General features: G+C 71.8%; 15 protein-coding genes. 9 read left to right on the top strand and 6 right to left on the bottom strand.

Annotated features, from left to right (window positions below; all coding sequences use genetic code 11):
• The first annotated feature begins 41 nt into the window (after positions 1–41).
• The 8 genes from ACZ6I3_RS37230 to ACZ6I3_RS37195 all read left to right on the top strand — a co-directional run bounded on the left by ACZ6I3_RS37230 (position 42) and on the right by ACZ6I3_RS37195 (position 7,481).
• Positions 42–458 carry an SH3 domain-containing protein gene (locus ACZ6I3_RS37230; RefSeq protein WP_469420774.1) on the top strand — a complete coding sequence of 139 codons (417 nt, stop codon included), beginning with the start codon at positions 42–44 and terminating at the stop codon, positions 456–458.
• Between the two features lie 52 nt (positions 459–510).
• On the top strand, positions 511–1,875 hold the full coding sequence (locus ACZ6I3_RS37225; RefSeq protein WP_469420773.1) for an FtsW/RodA/SpoVE family cell cycle protein: 1,365 nt from the start codon (positions 511–513) through the stop codon (positions 1,873–1,875).
• A complete protein-coding gene (locus tag ACZ6I3_RS37220) occupies positions 1,872–3,350 on the top strand; it encodes a penicillin-binding transpeptidase domain-containing protein (protein WP_469420772.1) in 1,479 nt (492 codons plus the stop codon). Before ACZ6I3_RS37225 ends, ACZ6I3_RS37220 begins: the two co-directional genes overlap by 4 nt.
• A gap of 44 nt (positions 3,351–3,394) precedes the next feature.
• Positions 3,395–3,901: a DUF3291 domain-containing protein gene (locus tag ACZ6I3_RS37215; protein ID WP_469420771.1), complete on the top strand. Its 507-nt coding sequence runs from the start codon at positions 3,395–3,397 to the stop codon at positions 3,899–3,901.
• 122 nt (positions 3,902–4,023) lie between these two features.
• Positions 4,024–4,962: an AurF N-oxygenase family protein gene (locus tag ACZ6I3_RS37210; protein WP_469420770.1), complete on the top strand. Its 939-nt coding sequence runs from the start codon at positions 4,024–4,026 to the stop codon at positions 4,960–4,962.
• 290 nt (positions 4,963–5,252) lie between these two features.
• Complete coding sequence (locus ACZ6I3_RS37205) at positions 5,253–5,906, top strand: TetR/AcrR family transcriptional regulator (protein ID WP_469420769.1); 654 nt, start codon at positions 5,253–5,255, stop codon at positions 5,904–5,906.
• Positions 5,907–5,916: 10 nt separating this feature from the next.
• Positions 5,917–6,216, top strand: a complete 300-nt coding sequence (locus ACZ6I3_RS37200) for a hypothetical protein (protein WP_468188040.1) — start codon at positions 5,917–5,919, stop codon at positions 6,214–6,216.
• Between the two features lie 107 nt (positions 6,217–6,323).
• Complete coding sequence (locus ACZ6I3_RS37195) at positions 6,324–7,481, top strand: C40 family peptidase (RefSeq protein ID WP_469420768.1); 1,158 nt, start codon at positions 6,324–6,326, stop codon at positions 7,479–7,481.
• Here ACZ6I3_RS37195 and ACZ6I3_RS37190 read toward each other — a convergent pair.
• From ACZ6I3_RS37190 to ACZ6I3_RS37170, 5 genes are read right to left on the bottom strand one after another with little or no spacing between them, the layout of a single operon-like run.
• Complete coding sequence (locus ACZ6I3_RS37190) at positions 7,445–8,707, bottom strand: styrene monooxygenase/indole monooxygenase family protein (protein ID WP_469420767.1); 1,263 nt, start codon at positions 8,705–8,707, stop codon at positions 7,445–7,447. The genes ACZ6I3_RS37195 and ACZ6I3_RS37190 overlap by 37 nt on opposite strands.
• Before the next feature lie 13 nt (positions 8,708–8,720).
• On the bottom strand, positions 8,721–9,368 hold the full coding sequence (locus ACZ6I3_RS37185) for a GTP-binding protein (RefSeq protein ID WP_469420766.1): 648 nt from the start codon (positions 9,366–9,368) through the stop codon (positions 8,721–8,723).
• Positions 9,349–9,771 carry a DUF742 domain-containing protein gene (locus ACZ6I3_RS37180; RefSeq protein ID WP_189723192.1) on the bottom strand — a complete coding sequence of 141 codons (423 nt, stop codon included), beginning with the start codon at positions 9,769–9,771 and terminating at the stop codon, positions 9,349–9,351. Before ACZ6I3_RS37180 ends, ACZ6I3_RS37185 begins: the two co-directional genes overlap by 20 nt.
• Positions 9,768–10,292, bottom strand: a complete 525-nt coding sequence (locus ACZ6I3_RS37175; protein ID WP_469420765.1) for a roadblock/LC7 domain-containing protein — start codon at positions 10,290–10,292, stop codon at positions 9,768–9,770. Before ACZ6I3_RS37175 ends, ACZ6I3_RS37180 begins: the two co-directional genes overlap by 4 nt.
• Positions 10,289–13,066 (bottom strand): sensor histidine kinase, encoded by a 2,778-nt coding sequence (locus ACZ6I3_RS37170; protein ID WP_469420764.1) that lies wholly within the window; start codon positions 13,064–13,066, stop codon positions 10,289–10,291. The genes ACZ6I3_RS37175 and ACZ6I3_RS37170 overlap by 4 nt, the downstream gene beginning before the upstream one ends.
• Before the next feature lie 368 nt (positions 13,067–13,434).
• Here ACZ6I3_RS37170 and ACZ6I3_RS37165 point away from each other — a divergent pair, with 368 nt between their 5' ends.
• Positions 13,435–14,220 carry a protein phosphatase 2C domain-containing protein gene (locus ACZ6I3_RS37165; protein ID WP_469420763.1) on the top strand — a complete coding sequence of 262 codons (786 nt, stop codon included), beginning with the start codon at positions 13,435–13,437 and terminating at the stop codon, positions 14,218–14,220.
• A gap of 14 nt (positions 14,221–14,234) precedes the next feature.
• Here the strand turns inward: ACZ6I3_RS37165 and ACZ6I3_RS37160 are convergent, their stop codons facing one another.
• On the bottom strand, positions 14,235–14,729 hold the full coding sequence (locus tag ACZ6I3_RS37160) for a MarR family winged helix-turn-helix transcriptional regulator (protein ID WP_469420785.1): 495 nt from the start codon (positions 14,727–14,729) through the stop codon (positions 14,235–14,237).
• Between the last annotated feature and the right edge of the window lie 144 nt (positions 14,730–14,873).

Genomic DNA, 14,873 nt, shown 5'->3' with positions numbered 1-14,873 from the left:
GTCAGCTTCGGTCTTCTCGCCCCCACATGGAGGTACTCCCCATGTCCCTGCGCTCCCGCCTCTCCATAGCCACCGCCGCCGCACTCCTCGCCGCCGCCGCGGCCGTGACGCCCGCCGTCGCGGACGACGAGTGGGCCACGACGGGTGACACCACGATGGGCGCCGGCACGACGGGCTCCGGCACGATGGGCGGCGACGGATACCACCGCCCCGACGACGACCGGCGCTTCTACTGGGGCATCGTCACGGCGAACACGCTGGCGCTGCGCAGCGCCCCGAACCGCGGCTCGCGGATCATCCGGTTCGCCCACCGGGGCGACATCGTCAAGATCTTCTGCAAGACCTCCGGCCAGAACGTGCAGGGCAACCGGCTCTGGTACCTGCTCCCCGACGGCACCTGGGCCTGGGGCGCGGCCCGCTTCATCGAGAACATCGGCCCCGCGCCACGCTGGTGCTGACACTCGGTCACTCAAACACACACAAGACGGAACGTTTAGGTAAGTTCCGGACATGAGTAAGGCCGGAATCACCGTGGCGACGGCGGACCCGCCCGCGCCCGCCGTCCGCCCCCTCCCCCGGCGCCGTGGCATCGAGCTCGCCCTCATCGTCCTGGCCGTACTGCTGTCCGTGTACGGCTACTGCGACGTGGGCCTCGCCCAGCACGGCACCCTCCCGCCCGGCGCCGCAGGCTACGGCGCCGGGCTCGGCGTGCTCGCGCTGCTGGCGCATCTCGCGGTGCGGCTGCGGGCCCCCCACGCCGACCCCCTCCTCCTGCCCATCGGCGTGCTGCTCAACGGGCTCGGCCTGGTGCTCATCTACCGGCTCGACCTGGAGACCCCGGGCGACCGGGCGGCACCGGCCCAACTGGTGTGGTCGACGCTGGGCGTGACGCTGTTCATCCTGGTCGTCCTGCTCCTGCGCGACCACCGGGTGCTCCAGCGCTACACCTACGTCTGCGTCGTCGCCGTGCTCGTCCTGCTCACCCTGCCGATCCTGTTCCCGGCGGTGAACGGGGCCCGCATCTGGATCAGGATCGCCGGGTTCTCGATCCAGCCGGGCGAGTTCGCGAAGGTGCTGCTGGCGGTGTTCTTCGCCGCGTACCTGGCCGCGAACCGCAACGCCCTCGCGTACACCGGCCGCCGCATCTGGAGGTTCCAGTTCCCCACCGGCCGGGTGCTCGGCCCGATCGTCGCCGTCTGGCTGGTGAGCGTCGGCGTGCTGATCCTGGAACGGGACCTCGGTACGTCGCTGCTCTTCTTCGGCCTGTTCGTCGTCCTCCTCTACGTCGCCACGGGCCGCACCGGCTGGATCACCGTGGGACTGCTGCTGGCCACGCTGGGCGCGGTCGCCGTCGGGCTTCTGGAGCCGCATGTGCACAGCAGGATCGAGACCTGGCTGCATCCGTTCGCCTCGGTCGAGGCGGGCGAGGGGCCGAACCAGCTCGCCCAGTCCCTGTTCGCCTTCGCGGAGGGCGGCTTCCTCGGCACGGGCCTGGGGCTCGGCCACTCGGTCCTCATCGGCTTCGCCGTGAAATCGGACTTCATCCTGGCCACGGCGGGCGAGGAACTGGGCCTGGCGGGGCTGTCGGCCATCTTCGTCCTCTACGGCCTGCTGGTGGAGCGCGGCTACCGGGCGGGCCTCGCGCTGCGCGAGCCCTTCGGGCGGCTGCTCGCGGTGGGCCTCGCCTCGCTCGTGGCGCTCCAGGTGTTCGTGATCGCGGGCGGGGTGACCGGCCTGATCCCGCTGACCGGCATGGCGATGCCGTTCCTGGCGCAGGGCGGCTCGTCGGTGGTCACCAACTGGGCGATCGTGGCGCTGCTGGTCCGGGTGAGCGACTCGGCCCGGCGTCAGCACGACGGGCAGGAGACCCCATGACCCGGCACATCCGGCACGCCGGCCTCTTCTGCGCCCTGCTGCTGGTGGCCCTGCTGCTGAACGCCGCCCGCGTCCAGGTCGTCCAGGCCCCGGAGTACGACGGCCACCCCGCCAACCGCCGCCCGGAGATCGCCCGTTACGAGCAGCCGCGCGGGAACATCCTGGTCGGCGGCCGGCCCGTCACCGGCTCGCGGGACACCCGCGAGCACCTGCGCCACGAGCGGACCTACGCCGACGGACCGCTGTACGCGCCGGTCACCGGCTTCGCCTCGCAGCTGTACGGCACGACGCTCCTGGAGCACACCGAGGACGGTGTCCTGTCCGGCTCGCACCCGATGCTCGCGCCGTTCCCGCTGTGGAACGACTTCACACGCGCCCGGAACGCCGGCGGAAACGTCGTGACGACGCTCGACCCGGCCGCGCAACGGGCGGCGTACGAGGGACTCGCCGGACGCAAGGGCGCGGTGGCGGCCCTGGAGCCGTCGACCGGCCGGATCCTGGCCCTGGTGTCCGCCCCTTCCTACGACCCCCAGCCGCTGTCCGGGAACGGTGCCGCGGCGGCCCGGGCCTGGAAGCGGCTGAACGCCGACCGGGACCGGCCGATGCTCAACCGTGCGGTACGGCAGACGTATCCGCCGGGTTCGACCTTCAAGATCGTCACCTTGGCCGCCGCGCTGGACGCCGGCCTGGTCACGGACCTCGACGAGCCGACCGACTCCCCCGACCCGTACCGGCTGCCCAGTACGAGGACGCGGCTGTCGAACTACGCGAAGGGCTGCGCGGACGCCTCCGTGCGCGAGGCGTTCGTCTTCTCCTGCAACACGGTCTTCGCCCAGCTGGGCGTGGAGGTGGGCGTGCCGGGCATGACGGCAGCGGCCCGGGCCTTCGGCTTCAACGACACGGCGCTCCGTATCCCCTACTCCGTGGCACGGTCCACCTTCGACACCTCCCTCGACAAGGCACAGCTCGCGCTGTCGTCGATCGGCCAGTACAACACCCGCGCCACCCCGCTGCAGATGGCGATGGTGGCGGCGGCCGTGGCGAACGGCGGACAGGTGCGGGAGCCCTACCTGGTGGAGCGCACGACCCGGCCGGGCGGCGGCACCCTCGCGACCGCCGGCTCGCGCCCGGTCCGCCAGGCGATGTCCCCCGCGACCGCCGCGCGGCTGCGCGGGCTGATGCGGGGCGTGGTCACGGGCGGCACCGGACGCAACGCGGCGATCCGCGGCGCCAAGGTGGGCGGCAAGACCGGCACCGCCCAGCACGGCATCGGCAACTCCGGCACGCCGTACGCCTGGTTCGTCTCCTGGGCCCAGGGCGATCGCGATCTGCAGCCGCGGGTGGCTGTCGCGGTCGTCGTGGAGGACGCGGACGCGAACCGCGGGGACATCAGCGGGGGCGGCGACGCGGCGCCGATCGCGCGGGCGGTGATGGAGGCGGTACTGAAGTCCCGGGACGGGCTGCCCGGTTCCTGAGACGGCCCTACCGCGAGACCAGAGTCCCGACCTACCGTTCGGTCATGACCGCTGCCGCCGCCTTCGAACTCGCCCAGGTCAACATCGCCCGCCTCAAGGCCCCGCTGGACTCACCACAGTTGAAGGACTTCGTCGACGCCCTGGACCCCGTGAACGCGGACGCCGACGCCGCCGACGGTTTCGTGTGGCGCTTGCAGGGCGACTCCGGCGACGCGACGGACGTGCCCGTCTTCGGTGACTCCTGGCTGATCGTCAACATGTCGGTGTGGCGGGACACGGACGCGCTCACGGCGTACATGTACCAGGGCGGGCACCGGGAGATGCTCGCCCGCCGCCGCGAGTGGTTCGACCGGGTCCAGGAGGCGATGGTGGCGATGTGGTGGGTCCCGGCCGGGCACCGCCCGACCGTGGCCGAGGCGGAGTCCCGCCTCCTCCACCTCCGCACCCACGGCCCGACCCCGTACGCCTTCACCCTGCGCACGTCGTACCCGCCCCAGGGAGCGACGCCGTTGCTGGGCGAGGTGCCGGAAGGGCTGGGCTGCTCGGTCTAGCGGCGACAGCCGATCAGCGGGTAGACGCCGCGTCAACAAATCGCGCGCAGGGGATTGACGGCCTTGCTGACACGCAGTCTCATAAGGGGACCAGTGACGTGTGCACAACGAGGTGGGCAGCCATGACGACCCTGACGGAAGCCGACGCGCTCGACGGCCTGCGCGATGCCCTCGGCCTGCTCAAGGACCGGGAGCAGGTGGCCCAGCGGCTCCTCGACTCCTCCGCCAAGCACTCCTTCGACCCGGACAAGGAACTGGACTGGGACGCGCCCTTCGAGGAGGGCAAGTGGTTCTGGCCCCCGGAGCTGGTCTCGCTCTACGACACCCCGCTCTGGAAGCGCATGGGCGAGGAGCAGCGGATCCTGCTCTCCCAGCACGAGGCGGCGGCCCTCGCCTCCCTCGGCATCTGGTTCGAGATCATCCTCATGCAGCTCCTCGTCCGCCACATCTACGACAAGGCCGCGACGAGCGCACACGTCCGCTACGCCCTCACGGAGATCGAGGACGAGTGCCGCCACTCCAAGATGTTCGCCCGTCTGATCTCCCACGGCGACACACCCTGGTACCCGGTCAGCCGCGCCCACCAGCACCTGGGCCGCCTGTTCAAGACCATCTCCACCACGCCCGGCTCCTTCACCGCCACCCTCCTCGGCGAGGAGGTCCTCGACTGGATGCAGCGCCTGACCTTCCCCGACGAGCGGGTCCAGACCCTGGTCCGGGGCGTCACCCGCATCCACGTCGTGGAGGAGGCCCGCCATGTGCGCTACGCCCGCGAGGAACTCCGCCGCCAGATGGTGACGGCCCCGAAGTGGTCCCAGGAGTTCACCCGGGTCACCTCCGGTGAGTTCGCCCGGGTCTTCTCGGTGGCGTTCGTGAACCCGGACGTCTACACGAACGTCGGCCTGGACAGGCGCGAGGCCCTCGCCCAGGTCAAGGCCAGCGGCCACCGCCGGGAGGTCATGCAGAACGGCTCGAAGCGGCTGACGGACTTCCTCGACGACATCGGGGTGCTGCGCGGAGTGGGACGCCGGCTCTGGAAGTCCTCGGGCCTGCTGGCGTAGACCCCGCCCGCCTCACCGACGTCGACTTCCAGCACGTGGACACGCGCTGGCGGGACCACGACGCGCCCGCACCCGCGTACGGCGAGAAGGGGACGTGTCGGGGGGTGTCCGCCCGCAGCGGTTGTCGCGTCAACGAACAGTCAGTCGGCGTGATACCCCATCGCGACGTTCCGAGGACGGACACCCCCCGACGCGGCCCCGACCCACCACCCGGCGCCAGACGCTACGCGCACCCCCACCACACCCGCACACGCGCCGCAGGCATCCGGCCCCCGGCTACGCTGCGACTCATGACACCAGCCGCCCCCACCCCCGCCTACCGGCGACTCAGCGTCGAGGAACGCCGCAGCCAGCTGCTCACCTCCGCGCTGTCGCTCTTCGCGCACCGCGCCCCGGAGGACGTCTCCCTGGACGACGTGGCGGAGGCGGCGGGGGTGTCGCGGCCCCTGGTCTACCGGTACTTCCCCGGCGGCAAGCAGCAGCTCTACGAGGCCGCCCTCCGCTCCGCCGCCGACGAGCTCCGGACCTGCTTCGACGAACCCCGCGAGGGCCCCCTCCTCCCCCGTCTGTCCCGCGCCCTCGACCGCTATCTCGCCTTCGTGGACCAGCACGACGCCGGCTTCAGCGCCCTCCTCCAGGGCGGCAGCGTCGTGGAGACCTCACGGACCACCGCCATCGTCGACGGCGTACGCCGCGCCGCCGCCGAGCACATCGTCAGCCACCTGGAGGTCACGGACCCCGGCCCGCGCCTGCGCATGACCATCCGCATGTGGATCACGGCCGTCGAGGCCTCGTCGCTGATCTGGCTCGACGAGGACAAGCAGCCCCCCGCCGAGGACCTCCGCGACTGGCTGGTCGAGCAGTTCGTGGCCATGCTGTCGGTGACGGCCCGCCGTGACCCGCAGACCGACGCCCTGGTCCTGGCCCTCGCCGAGGATGTCTGACACTGATCTGGTGAAGAGCGAAGACACCCCCTTCGAGGGCGGCCCCATGGACGGCAGGGTCCTGCCCGTCCTGCTCGGCATCACCGGCCACCCGCCCAAGACGTACCGCATCCCGGTCCCGGACCCCGCCGGCGGCCCGTCCACCGTGCTCGTCTACCGCCGCGTACCCCGCGGACCGGGCAGGGTCGGCCTGACCAACCGCTGGAAGTACGAGTACGCCCCCGAGGGCGCTCCGCCCCGGCGGCTCACATGGCCCTGGTCGAAGCCACACGCCACGCCGCCCGGCAAGCGGGACGACGCCGACGGGTGACCCTGTTGCGCCGAACCGCGCAGGCTTACCACGCACACCACCCGCACACCCCGCATCCTCACGGTGTCCGGTGGCCGAAGGGCCGCCCCCGCACCGGAGGTGATGGCATGTCAGGAACCCTTCTGCGTCTGGCCTGTACGGCGGCCGTGGCGGCAGCGGCCGTCCTCGCTCCCGCCGCCGCCACAGCTGCCCCGGAACCCGGCCCCGGAGCACCCCCGGCCTCCCTCGCCTACCTCCTGACGGACCTTCAGACTCTCTACCGCAAGGCCGAACAGGCCACCGAGGCCTACAACGCCACCGAGGAGAAGCTGAGGAAGCAGCGCGCCGAGACCGACCGTCTGAACCGCGCCCTCGCCCGCGCCCGGCTCTCCCTGCATGACAGCCGGGGCGCGGTCGGCCGCCTGGCCCGGCAGCAGTACCAGAGCAGCTCCGATCTCTCCCCGTACCTGCGGCTGCTCCTGGCCCGCGATCCCCAGCACGCGATCGACCAGCGGCATGTGATCGGCCGGATCGCACGGGAGCGGGCCGACACCATCAACCGGCTGACCGGCGACGAGCGAAAGGCCGACGAGCTGGCCCGCAAGGCCCGCAAGGCGCTCGACGAGCAGCTCGCCCTCACCGAGCGGCGGAAGAAGGAACGGGACCAGGTCGTCAGACACCTGCACGACGTCGAGGAACTGCTCACCGCTCTCAGCCGCGACCAGCTGGCCGCCCTCGCCGAGTTCGAGAGGAACGGGATCGCGAGGGCCCAGAAGAAGTTCATGGCGTCGGGCGCGCTCAGCAGCGTCCGCCGGCCGTCGGCCGAGGGCGACCGGGCCGTGCGCTACGTCGTGGGGCAGCTCGGCAAGCCGTACGAGTGGGGCGCGGAGGGCCCGAAGTCGTACGACTGCTCGGGCCTGACCTCGCAGGCCTGGGCCAAGGCCGGGGCGCCCATCCCCCGGACCAGCCAGGAGCAGTGGAAACGGCTGAAGCGGATCCCGCTCGCCGAGCTGCGCCCGGGAGACCTGGTCGTGTACTTCCCCGAGGCCACGCATGTGGCGCTGTACCTCGGCGACGGCATGGTCGTCCAGGCACCCCGCCCGGGCGCGAAGGTGAAGGTGTCACCGATCGCGGCCAACCCGCTCCTGGGCGCCGTACGCCCGGACCCGTCCGGGAAGCCCCTGCGGCGGTACGCGCCGCCGAAGCTTCCCCGGAACGCCACGGACGGGTCTGACGACGGGTACGACGGCTACGCCGCGCCCGCCCCGGACAGCTCGGCCAGGTAGGCCCCCGTCTTCTCCGGGTCGTAGAAGAAGTTCTCGAAGTCGGCCGGGTCGTTGAAGCCGTTGGCGAAGCGGTCGGCGGCCGGCTGGAGTTCGCCGGCGGCGCCGATCAGGTTCAGGATGTGCTCCGGCGGCGGCGCGAGCATCGCGTTGGTCCACTTGGTGACGTGCTGGGCGGTGTCCCAGTAGCGGTCGAAGGCCGACCGCATCCACTCCTCGTCGAACGGCTTGTCACCGTGCTCGACGATGGCGGAGAGGTACGCCGCGGCGCACTTGGACGCCGAGTTGGAGCCCTGCCCGGTGATCGGGTCGTTCGCCACGACGACGTCCGCGACACCCAGCACGAGCCCGCCGCCGGGGAGGCGGCCGATGGGGTTGCGGACGGTGGGGGCGTAGCGGCCGGCCAGCGCGCCGCCCGCGTCGGTCAGCTCGACCTTGGTGGCCCGCGCGTACTCCCAGGGGACGTACCGCTCCATGAGTTCCAGGGTCAGGGAGAGGTGCTCCGCCGGGTCCTTGACGCCGCCGAAGGCGTCGAGCGGGCCGCCGGGTATCCCCTCCCAGAACAGGATGTCGGCACGGCCGGAGGTGGTCAGGGTGGGCATGACGAACAGCTCGCCGACCCCCGGCACCAGGTTGCAGCGGACCCCTTCGGTGTCCGGGTGCTCGGGGCGCGGGCCCAGACCGTGGACGTACGCCACGGCAAGCGCGCGCTGCGGCTCGCTGTAGGGGGAACGCTCCGCGTCCCGGCCGAACATCTGGACCAGCTCGCCCTTGCCTGCCGCGACCAGCACCAGGTCGTACGTGCGGGAGAAGTAGTCGAGGTCGCCGACGGCCGCGCCGTGGATGACGAGCTGCCCGCCGCGCTGCGCGAACGTCTCCATCCAGCCGGCCATCTTCACGCGCTGGTCGACCGACTGCGCGTAGCCGTCGAGCCTGCCCAGCCAGTCGATCGCACGCGCCGCGGGACCCTCGGCCCATGAGCCGGGGGCGGCGACCGAGACGCCGAGTCCCTGGATCTTCGGGGCCTGGGACTCCCAGAAGTTCAGCTGGAGATCGCGTTCGTGCTGCAGTGCCGTGTGGAACATGCACTGCGTCGACATGACCCGGCCGGTGCGGATCTCGTCCGCCGTCCGGTTGGACATCAGGGTGACCTCGTACCCCTGCGACTGGAGGCCGAGAGCGATCTGGAGCCCGGACTGACCGGCTCCGACGACGAGTATCTTCCGCATGCGGGGTTGTCCTCTACTCGGGGGTTTCGTCGAGCGCGTGGCCCACCAGGGCCAGGAGGGTCTCGATCACGGAGATCCGGCGACGCGCGTCCATGATCATGACAGGTATGTGCCGCGGGACGGTCAGGGCCTCCCGCACATCCTCCGGCTCGAACAGCTCGCTCTCGTCGAAGTGGTTCACCGCGACCACGTACGGCAGCCCGGAGCTCTCGAAGTAGTCCAGTACCGGGAAGCAGTCCTTCAGCCGGCGTGTGTCGGCCATGACGACCGCGCCGATCGCGCCGCGCACGATGTCGTCCCACATGAACCAGAACCGCTGCTGGCCCGGCGTGCCGAACAGGTAGAGCACCAGGTCGTCGTCGAGCGTGAGGCGCCCGAAGTCCATGGCCACGGTGGTGGTGGTCTTGCCCGGTGTGGCGGTGAGGTCGTCGGTGGCCTCGCTCGCCTCGGTCATCAGCGCCTCGGTCTGCAGAGGCGTGATCTCCGAGACGGCGGTGACCAGGGTGGTCTTGCCCACGCCGAAGCCGCCCGCCACCACGATCTTCGTGGCGATGGGGGCGCGGGTGCGGTCCGTCTCCCAGGCGTGCATGCTCGCGTCGGGCTGAACGGACGGGGATGTTGCGGAGACGCCGTGAGCGGCGTCAGAGACGACGGAGTCCACTCAGCACCCTTTCCAGCAGAGCTCGGTCCGGGCGGCCCGTGCCGTGGCCGGTTCCCGTTCCGTACACACGAATCTTTCCCTGGTCCGCGAGGTCGCTGAGGAGTACGCGGACCACGCCGAGCGGCATCTTCAGCAGCGCGGCGATCTCGGCCACCGTACGCATCCGGCGGCACAGTTCGACGATGGCCTGGAGCTCCGGCATCACGCGGGTGGAGAGGGAGCCGTTGGTCAGTTCCCGGCGCTCCTCGGGGGCCTCCAGCGCGGCCGTGCTCGCCACGAACGTCTCCACCAGGAGGACGTGGCCGAACCGGGTGCGGCCGCCGGTGAGCGAGTAGGGGCGGACCCGGGCGGGTTTGCGTCCACCGCCGCGGACCGGGAGGTGATGCTTCGGCGTACTGCTCATCGGGCACTCCCCGTCGTCTGGGACCGCTCCAGGGAACTACGGAGCTCGCTGCGGAGTTCGGGCGTCAGGACATGGCCGGCGCGGCCGACGAACAGGGCCATGTGGTACGCCACCACGCTCATGTCGCACTCCGCGGAGCCGTGGACGCCGAGCAGCGAGCCGTCGCTGATCGACATCACGAACAGGCTGCCCTCGTCCATCGCGACCATCGTGTGCCTGACCCCGCCGAAGCCCATCAGCTTGGCGGCGCCGACGGTGAGGCTGCCGATGCCGGAGACGATGGTGGCCAGGTCGGCGGCCGAGCCGCGCGGGCCGGTCCGCTTGGTGCCGCGGGCCTGCAGGGCGTCCCGGGCCTGCCGGTTGCGGTGGTCGTCGGAGGAGAGCAGGAGCAGTCCGTCGGAGGAGACGACCGCGACCGACAGGATGCCGGGTACCTCCTCGACGAGGTTGGTCAGCAGCCAGTGCAGGTTGCGGGCCTCACTGCTCAGCCCGATCAGTCCGAAGGTACTGGGAGCGGTCAACTGCTTGCCTCCTCGGCTGTGCCCCCCGTGGCTTCTTCGGATTCAGCTGGTCCTGATGTGCCGGTGACCGGCCGCTTGTGCGAGGCCGTCTGCTCGGCGATCTCCGCCTCCACCTCGCGGTAGCCGGCCTGGGCGCCCTGGCGGAAGCCGCCGAGGCGGCGGCGCAGGGCCGCGGCGTCGACGGAGCCGCTGCGCTGGCGCGGGGCCTGGGCCTGTGCGGTGATCTTGGGAGTGCGCTTGGGGAGGCCCTTGTCGGTGACCCGTTCGTGTTCCGCCTCGGCTTCGCCTTCGGCGTCTTCGTTCCCACCCGCACCCCCCGTGCGGGTTTCGTGGTCGTGTGCGGGTGGCCCCTGTAGGGCGAAATCGCCGTCGGCGGCCGCGGGATCGTGCTGAGTCGGCTCCGGGTCCCCCTCCGGTACCGGAAGCAGCAGCTCCATCGTGGTCTCGGCAGGGGTTTCCGCCGGTGCCGCAGGCACCTCGGACTCCGCGGGCGCTCCGGCTTCCGCCGGCTCCGGGTGCTCGGCGGTCTCCGCCGCCTCGTCCCGCCGTACCGCCTTCTCCGCCAGTTCCACCAAGGGGTCCCCACCGCCGGCGCGGCCGTGCAGGACGTTGGAGTTGGCCTCGGCGTCGGCGCCCGGGAAGGAGACGGTGTGGGTCGTGCCGGAGAGCGGGCCGGAGGCCGGGACGGCCGTGTGCGGGGCGGCCGCGAAGAGGGTGCGGGGCAGGACGACGACCGCCGCGACACCGCCCTGCTTCTGCTCGCGCAACTGCACGCGCACCCCGTGCCGGTGGGCGAGGCGGGCCACGACGTACAGGCCGAGGCCGAGGCCGTCCTCGCCCTCCTGGTCGTAGGGCGCCTCCGGGTCGAAGTCGGCGAGGCGGGAGTTCAGGCGTTCCAGCCGGTCCTCGGTCATGCCGATGCCCTCGTCCTGGACGGAGAGCATGACCTCGCCGCTCTCCAGCAGCCAGCCGGAGACCTCGACGGGCAGGTCGGGCGGGGAGAACGACGTGGCGTTCTCCATGAGTTCGGCCAGCAGGTGGGAGAGGTCGTCCGCGGCGAACCCGGCTATGTGCGCGTGCGGCGGCAGGGCGGCGATACGGACCCGCTCGTACCGCTCGATCTCGCTCACCGCGGCACGGACGACGTCCACGAGCGGCACGGGCCCGGCGGCGTGCTGGACGTGCTCGGTGCCGGCGAGGACCAGGAGGTTCTCGCTGTGCCGGCGCATGACCGTCGCGAAGTGGTCGAGCTTGAAGAGGGTCGCGAGCCGGTCCGGGTCCTGCTCGCGCTCCTCCAGGTTCTCGATGACGGCCAGTTGCCGCTCGACCAGTCCGAGGGTGCGCAGCGCGAGGTTGACGAACGTGCCGCCGATGGCCGTGCGCACCCGCTCCAGCTGGGCGACGGACTCGGCGAGTTCGCCCCGCAGTTCCTCGCGTGCGTCGGCCATCTTCTGGCGCTGGCCGACGAGGTGCTTGCGGTCGGACTCCAGCGTGCCGATCCGCTCGGTCAGGGCTGCCGCGTGCGTGTGCAGGGCGTTGACGGAGCGGACGACCTGGGCGAACTCGTCGTTGCGGCCGGTGAACTTCACCGGCTCCTCGGCCACCGGGTCCTCGGCCTCGGCGAGGCGCTTCGACCCCAGCCGCAGGACCGCCAGGGGCCGGGTGAGGCTGCGGGCCATGCCCGTGGCGACGCCGACGGCGAGCAGCATGAGGGCGCCGAGGACGGCGACGCGGATCTCCAGCGCGGTGACGTCGTCGTCGCGCAGCGCCTCGAGGTCCTTGGTGCTCCGGTCGTAGAGGGCGGACTCCACGCCGCGCATCAGGTCGACCCGGGCCGAGAGAGCCGCGTCCAGCTTCTTCGTGTTGACGGTGGAGAGTTCGCTGTCGGTGAGCGCCGGCTGGTCGGTGAGGATGGCGAGGTACTTCTCGGCGGAGTTGACCTCGGTGCCGGTGACCGTGGAGTCGAACGAGGTGCGGGACGCCTTGGGCGCGGTGTCGCGGAAGTCGGCGAGCGCCGCGTCGGAGCGCAGCCGGGCCTGCTGGGCGGCGGCGCTCAGGGCGTCGCGCTGCCGGGCGTCGGAGGAGGTCTCGGTCGGCAGGCCGGTGACGGGGTCGGTGCCCGTCTCGGTGCCGCGCGGCACGCTGAGGGCGGCGAGCAGCAGCCCGCGGGCCGCGGCGGCCTGCTGGACGGCGGAGTCCAGCTCGGCCCGCGCGTAGGCGCCGGAACCCGCGCGGGGCGGCGTCTGCTGCGCAAGCTGCTCGGCGAGCCGGTGGAGCTGGGTGATGGAAGTGGAGTACGCCTGGTGCGCTTCGAGCGCGTTGCTCTTGCCGGTGAGCGCCGCCCGGCGGACGGCGGCGATGTCGTCGAGGTCCGAGCGGAGCGAGTCGGGCGTGTCGGTGTCGGCCCGCAGCTCCTCGACCTGCCGGTCCACCCGGGCGCTGCGCTGCTCGGAGGGCGCCTTGGCCTTGGGCCGGCCGGCCGCTATGTAGGAGGTGACGTCGTCGCGCTCGTCGGCGAGGGAGTGCGCGAGCCCGAGGGCGTCCTGCGTCTGCTCCGCGAGCGTCACCAGTTCCTGGGAGTCGTGGAGTTGCCCGGAGGCGGCCAGGACGGACGGGGTACCGGCTCCGGCGATGGCCGCGGCGACCACGGCCACGGCGACGATGAGCCGGTTGCGTACGTGCGTGGGACGGCCCTTGCCGGTGGGGGGCGTCGGCTCAGTGCCCTGAGCGGGGGCCGTCTGCTTGCCTGTACGACGAGGCCGCGTCTTCTGCACCGGTGCTCGCATTCCTGACTCGTGAACCCATGGGCCCGGGTGACGTTCCGTCAACTGGCGCGCACTCCCGGTACATTTCCCGACCCTCCCAGCGCCGGTGGGCAGCGCACGCGCATCACCTGACCCGCCACCCGAAGGAGTGAACCCCGGAGGAGAGTTGAGGGGCAAGTTCCGCTGGCCCTTGCAGCGGCCTTGCGCGGCACGCCGGTTGGACGCCGGCGGCGGGCGGTGGCAGTATTCGCCACCACGCCTTCCCGGAACAAATCATTCCATCCCAAAACAGGCGTCTGACCTGCGTCACAGCACCGGTCCTGCAATCATTGCCAGGCTTTTGCGACCCTTGTGAAGGGCTCGTGCAGACTGGCTGGATGCGCACTGAACTCGCCTCGGAGCCGGGAGACGCCGACCGCCCCAACGAGGACTTCGCCGGCGTCGGACTACCGGCGTCCGGACAGGGCGGTTCGGTCGTCGTCCTGGACGGGGTCACGCCACCGAAGGACGGGACGGGCTGTCTGCATTCCGTCCCCTGGTTCACCGCACGCCTCGGCGGAGCTTTGACCGAACTGACCGTTTCACTCCCGGATACTCCTCTGACCGACGCCTTGTCCCGCGCCATCGCGCGTACCTCCGAGGCGCACGCCGCAACCTGTGACCTTTCTCACCCCCGAACACCGCAGGCCACGGTGGTCGTGGCCCGCTGGACCCCGGACACGGTGGAGTACCTGGTGCTCTCGGACTCCGCCCTCCTCCTGGAGTCCCCCGACGGCGTGGTGACGCCCGTCCTCGACGACCGCCTCTCCCTGCTCCCCCGCTCGGCGCTGGCCACGGACGCCCTGGTGGACTCCACGGTCCGCAACAAGGAAGGCGGCTTCTTCACGGCGGCCGCCGACCCCTCGGTGGCGGCCCGGGCGGTGACCGGAACCCTGCCCCGTCGGCGGGTCCGGGCGCTGGCGGCCCTGACGGACGGTGCCACGCGCTGGGTGGAGCGGTTCGAGGAGGGCGACTGGACGGACTGCTTCCACCTCGTGCGCAAGGAGGGACCGCAGGCACTGGTGGACCGCGTCCGGGCACTGGAACGGTCGGAGACCGCCACGACGTTCCTGGGCAGGAGCAAGCGGCACGACGACGCGACGGCCGTGTACGTGGAGTTCTGAGCGGCCGCCCGCTCCTACCTCTCCATGCCGCGGTTGAGCTGGTGCAGCAGCCGGGCCAGTTCCGTGACCTCGTGGGTGTCCCAGTCGGCCAGGCGGCCGGCGTAGCGGGCGCGGCGGGCCTCCCGCACCCGGCGGACGCGGTCGTGGCCCTCCTGGGTGAGGGCGACGAGCCAGGCGCGGCCGTCGGCCGGGTCGGGCTCGCGCGCGACCAGCCCGAGCTCCTCCAGGGCGCGGAGCTGGCGGGACATCGTGGCCTTGCCGACGCCGATGTAGGCGGCAAGCTCGGTGGCCCGCTGCTTGCCGCACTCGTCGAGCCGGACGAGGAGCCCGTACGCGGACGACTCCAGGTCGGGGTGGACCTCGCGGGCCATCTCGCCCTGGTTGGCCCGAGCGCGCCGCAGCAGCACGGTCAGCTCACGCTCCAGCGCGAGGAAGGCGGGCTGGTCCACACCGCTCGCGGCCAGGGCGGATTCGTCTCCCGGCCCGTCGCCGTTCCCGTTGTCCTGCACGTCAGCCCCTGCCTCGGTCGTCGCCCCGTACTGGGATTCTCCGTCACCTGCCGTCATCGCCGCAGTTCGGCAAGTATTCCGCAGGTCACGGCGTACTCGTACACAGGGCCACCACACGGTGAAGGCCCGGGCCTCCCTCACGAG

The sequence above is a fragment of the Streptomyces sp. NPDC041940 genome (assembly GCF_055589465.1).
This window is presented reverse-complemented; position numbering and strand designations above follow the sequence as displayed.

Bases quoted from the DNA above. Each gene is read 5' to 3' on its own strand.
- ACZ6I3_RS37230 (WP_469420774.1), top strand. From the start codon at position 42: ATGTCCCTGCGCTCCCGCCTCTCCATAGCCACCGCCGCCGCACTCCTC.
- ACZ6I3_RS37225 (WP_469420773.1), top strand. From the start codon at position 511: ATGAGTAAGGCCGGAATCACCGTGGCGACGGCGGACCCGCCCGCGCCC.
- ACZ6I3_RS37220 (WP_469420772.1), top strand. From the start codon at position 1,872: ATGACCCGGCACATCCGGCACGCCGGCCTCTTCTGCGCCCTGCTGCTG.
- ACZ6I3_RS37215 (WP_469420771.1), top strand. From the start codon at position 3,395: ATGACCGCTGCCGCCGCCTTCGAACTCGCCCAGGTCAACATCGCCCGC.
- ACZ6I3_RS37210 (WP_469420770.1), top strand. From the start codon at position 4,024: ATGACGACCCTGACGGAAGCCGACGCGCTCGACGGCCTGCGCGATGCC.
- ACZ6I3_RS37205 (WP_469420769.1), top strand. From the start codon at position 5,253: ATGACACCAGCCGCCCCCACCCCCGCCTACCGGCGACTCAGCGTCGAG.
- ACZ6I3_RS37195 (WP_469420768.1), top strand. From the start codon at position 6,324: ATGTCAGGAACCCTTCTGCGTCTGGCCTGTACGGCGGCCGTGGCGGCA.
- ACZ6I3_RS37190 (WP_469420767.1), bottom strand. From the start codon at position 8,707: ATGCGGAAGATACTCGTCGTCGGAGCCGGTCAGTCCGGGCTCCAGATC.
- ACZ6I3_RS37180 (WP_189723192.1), bottom strand. From the start codon at position 9,771: ATGAGCAGTACGCCGAAGCATCACCTCCCGGTCCGCGGCGGTGGACGC.
- ACZ6I3_RS37165 (WP_469420763.1), top strand. From the start codon at position 13,435: ATGCGCACTGAACTCGCCTCGGAGCCGGGAGACGCCGACCGCCCCAAC.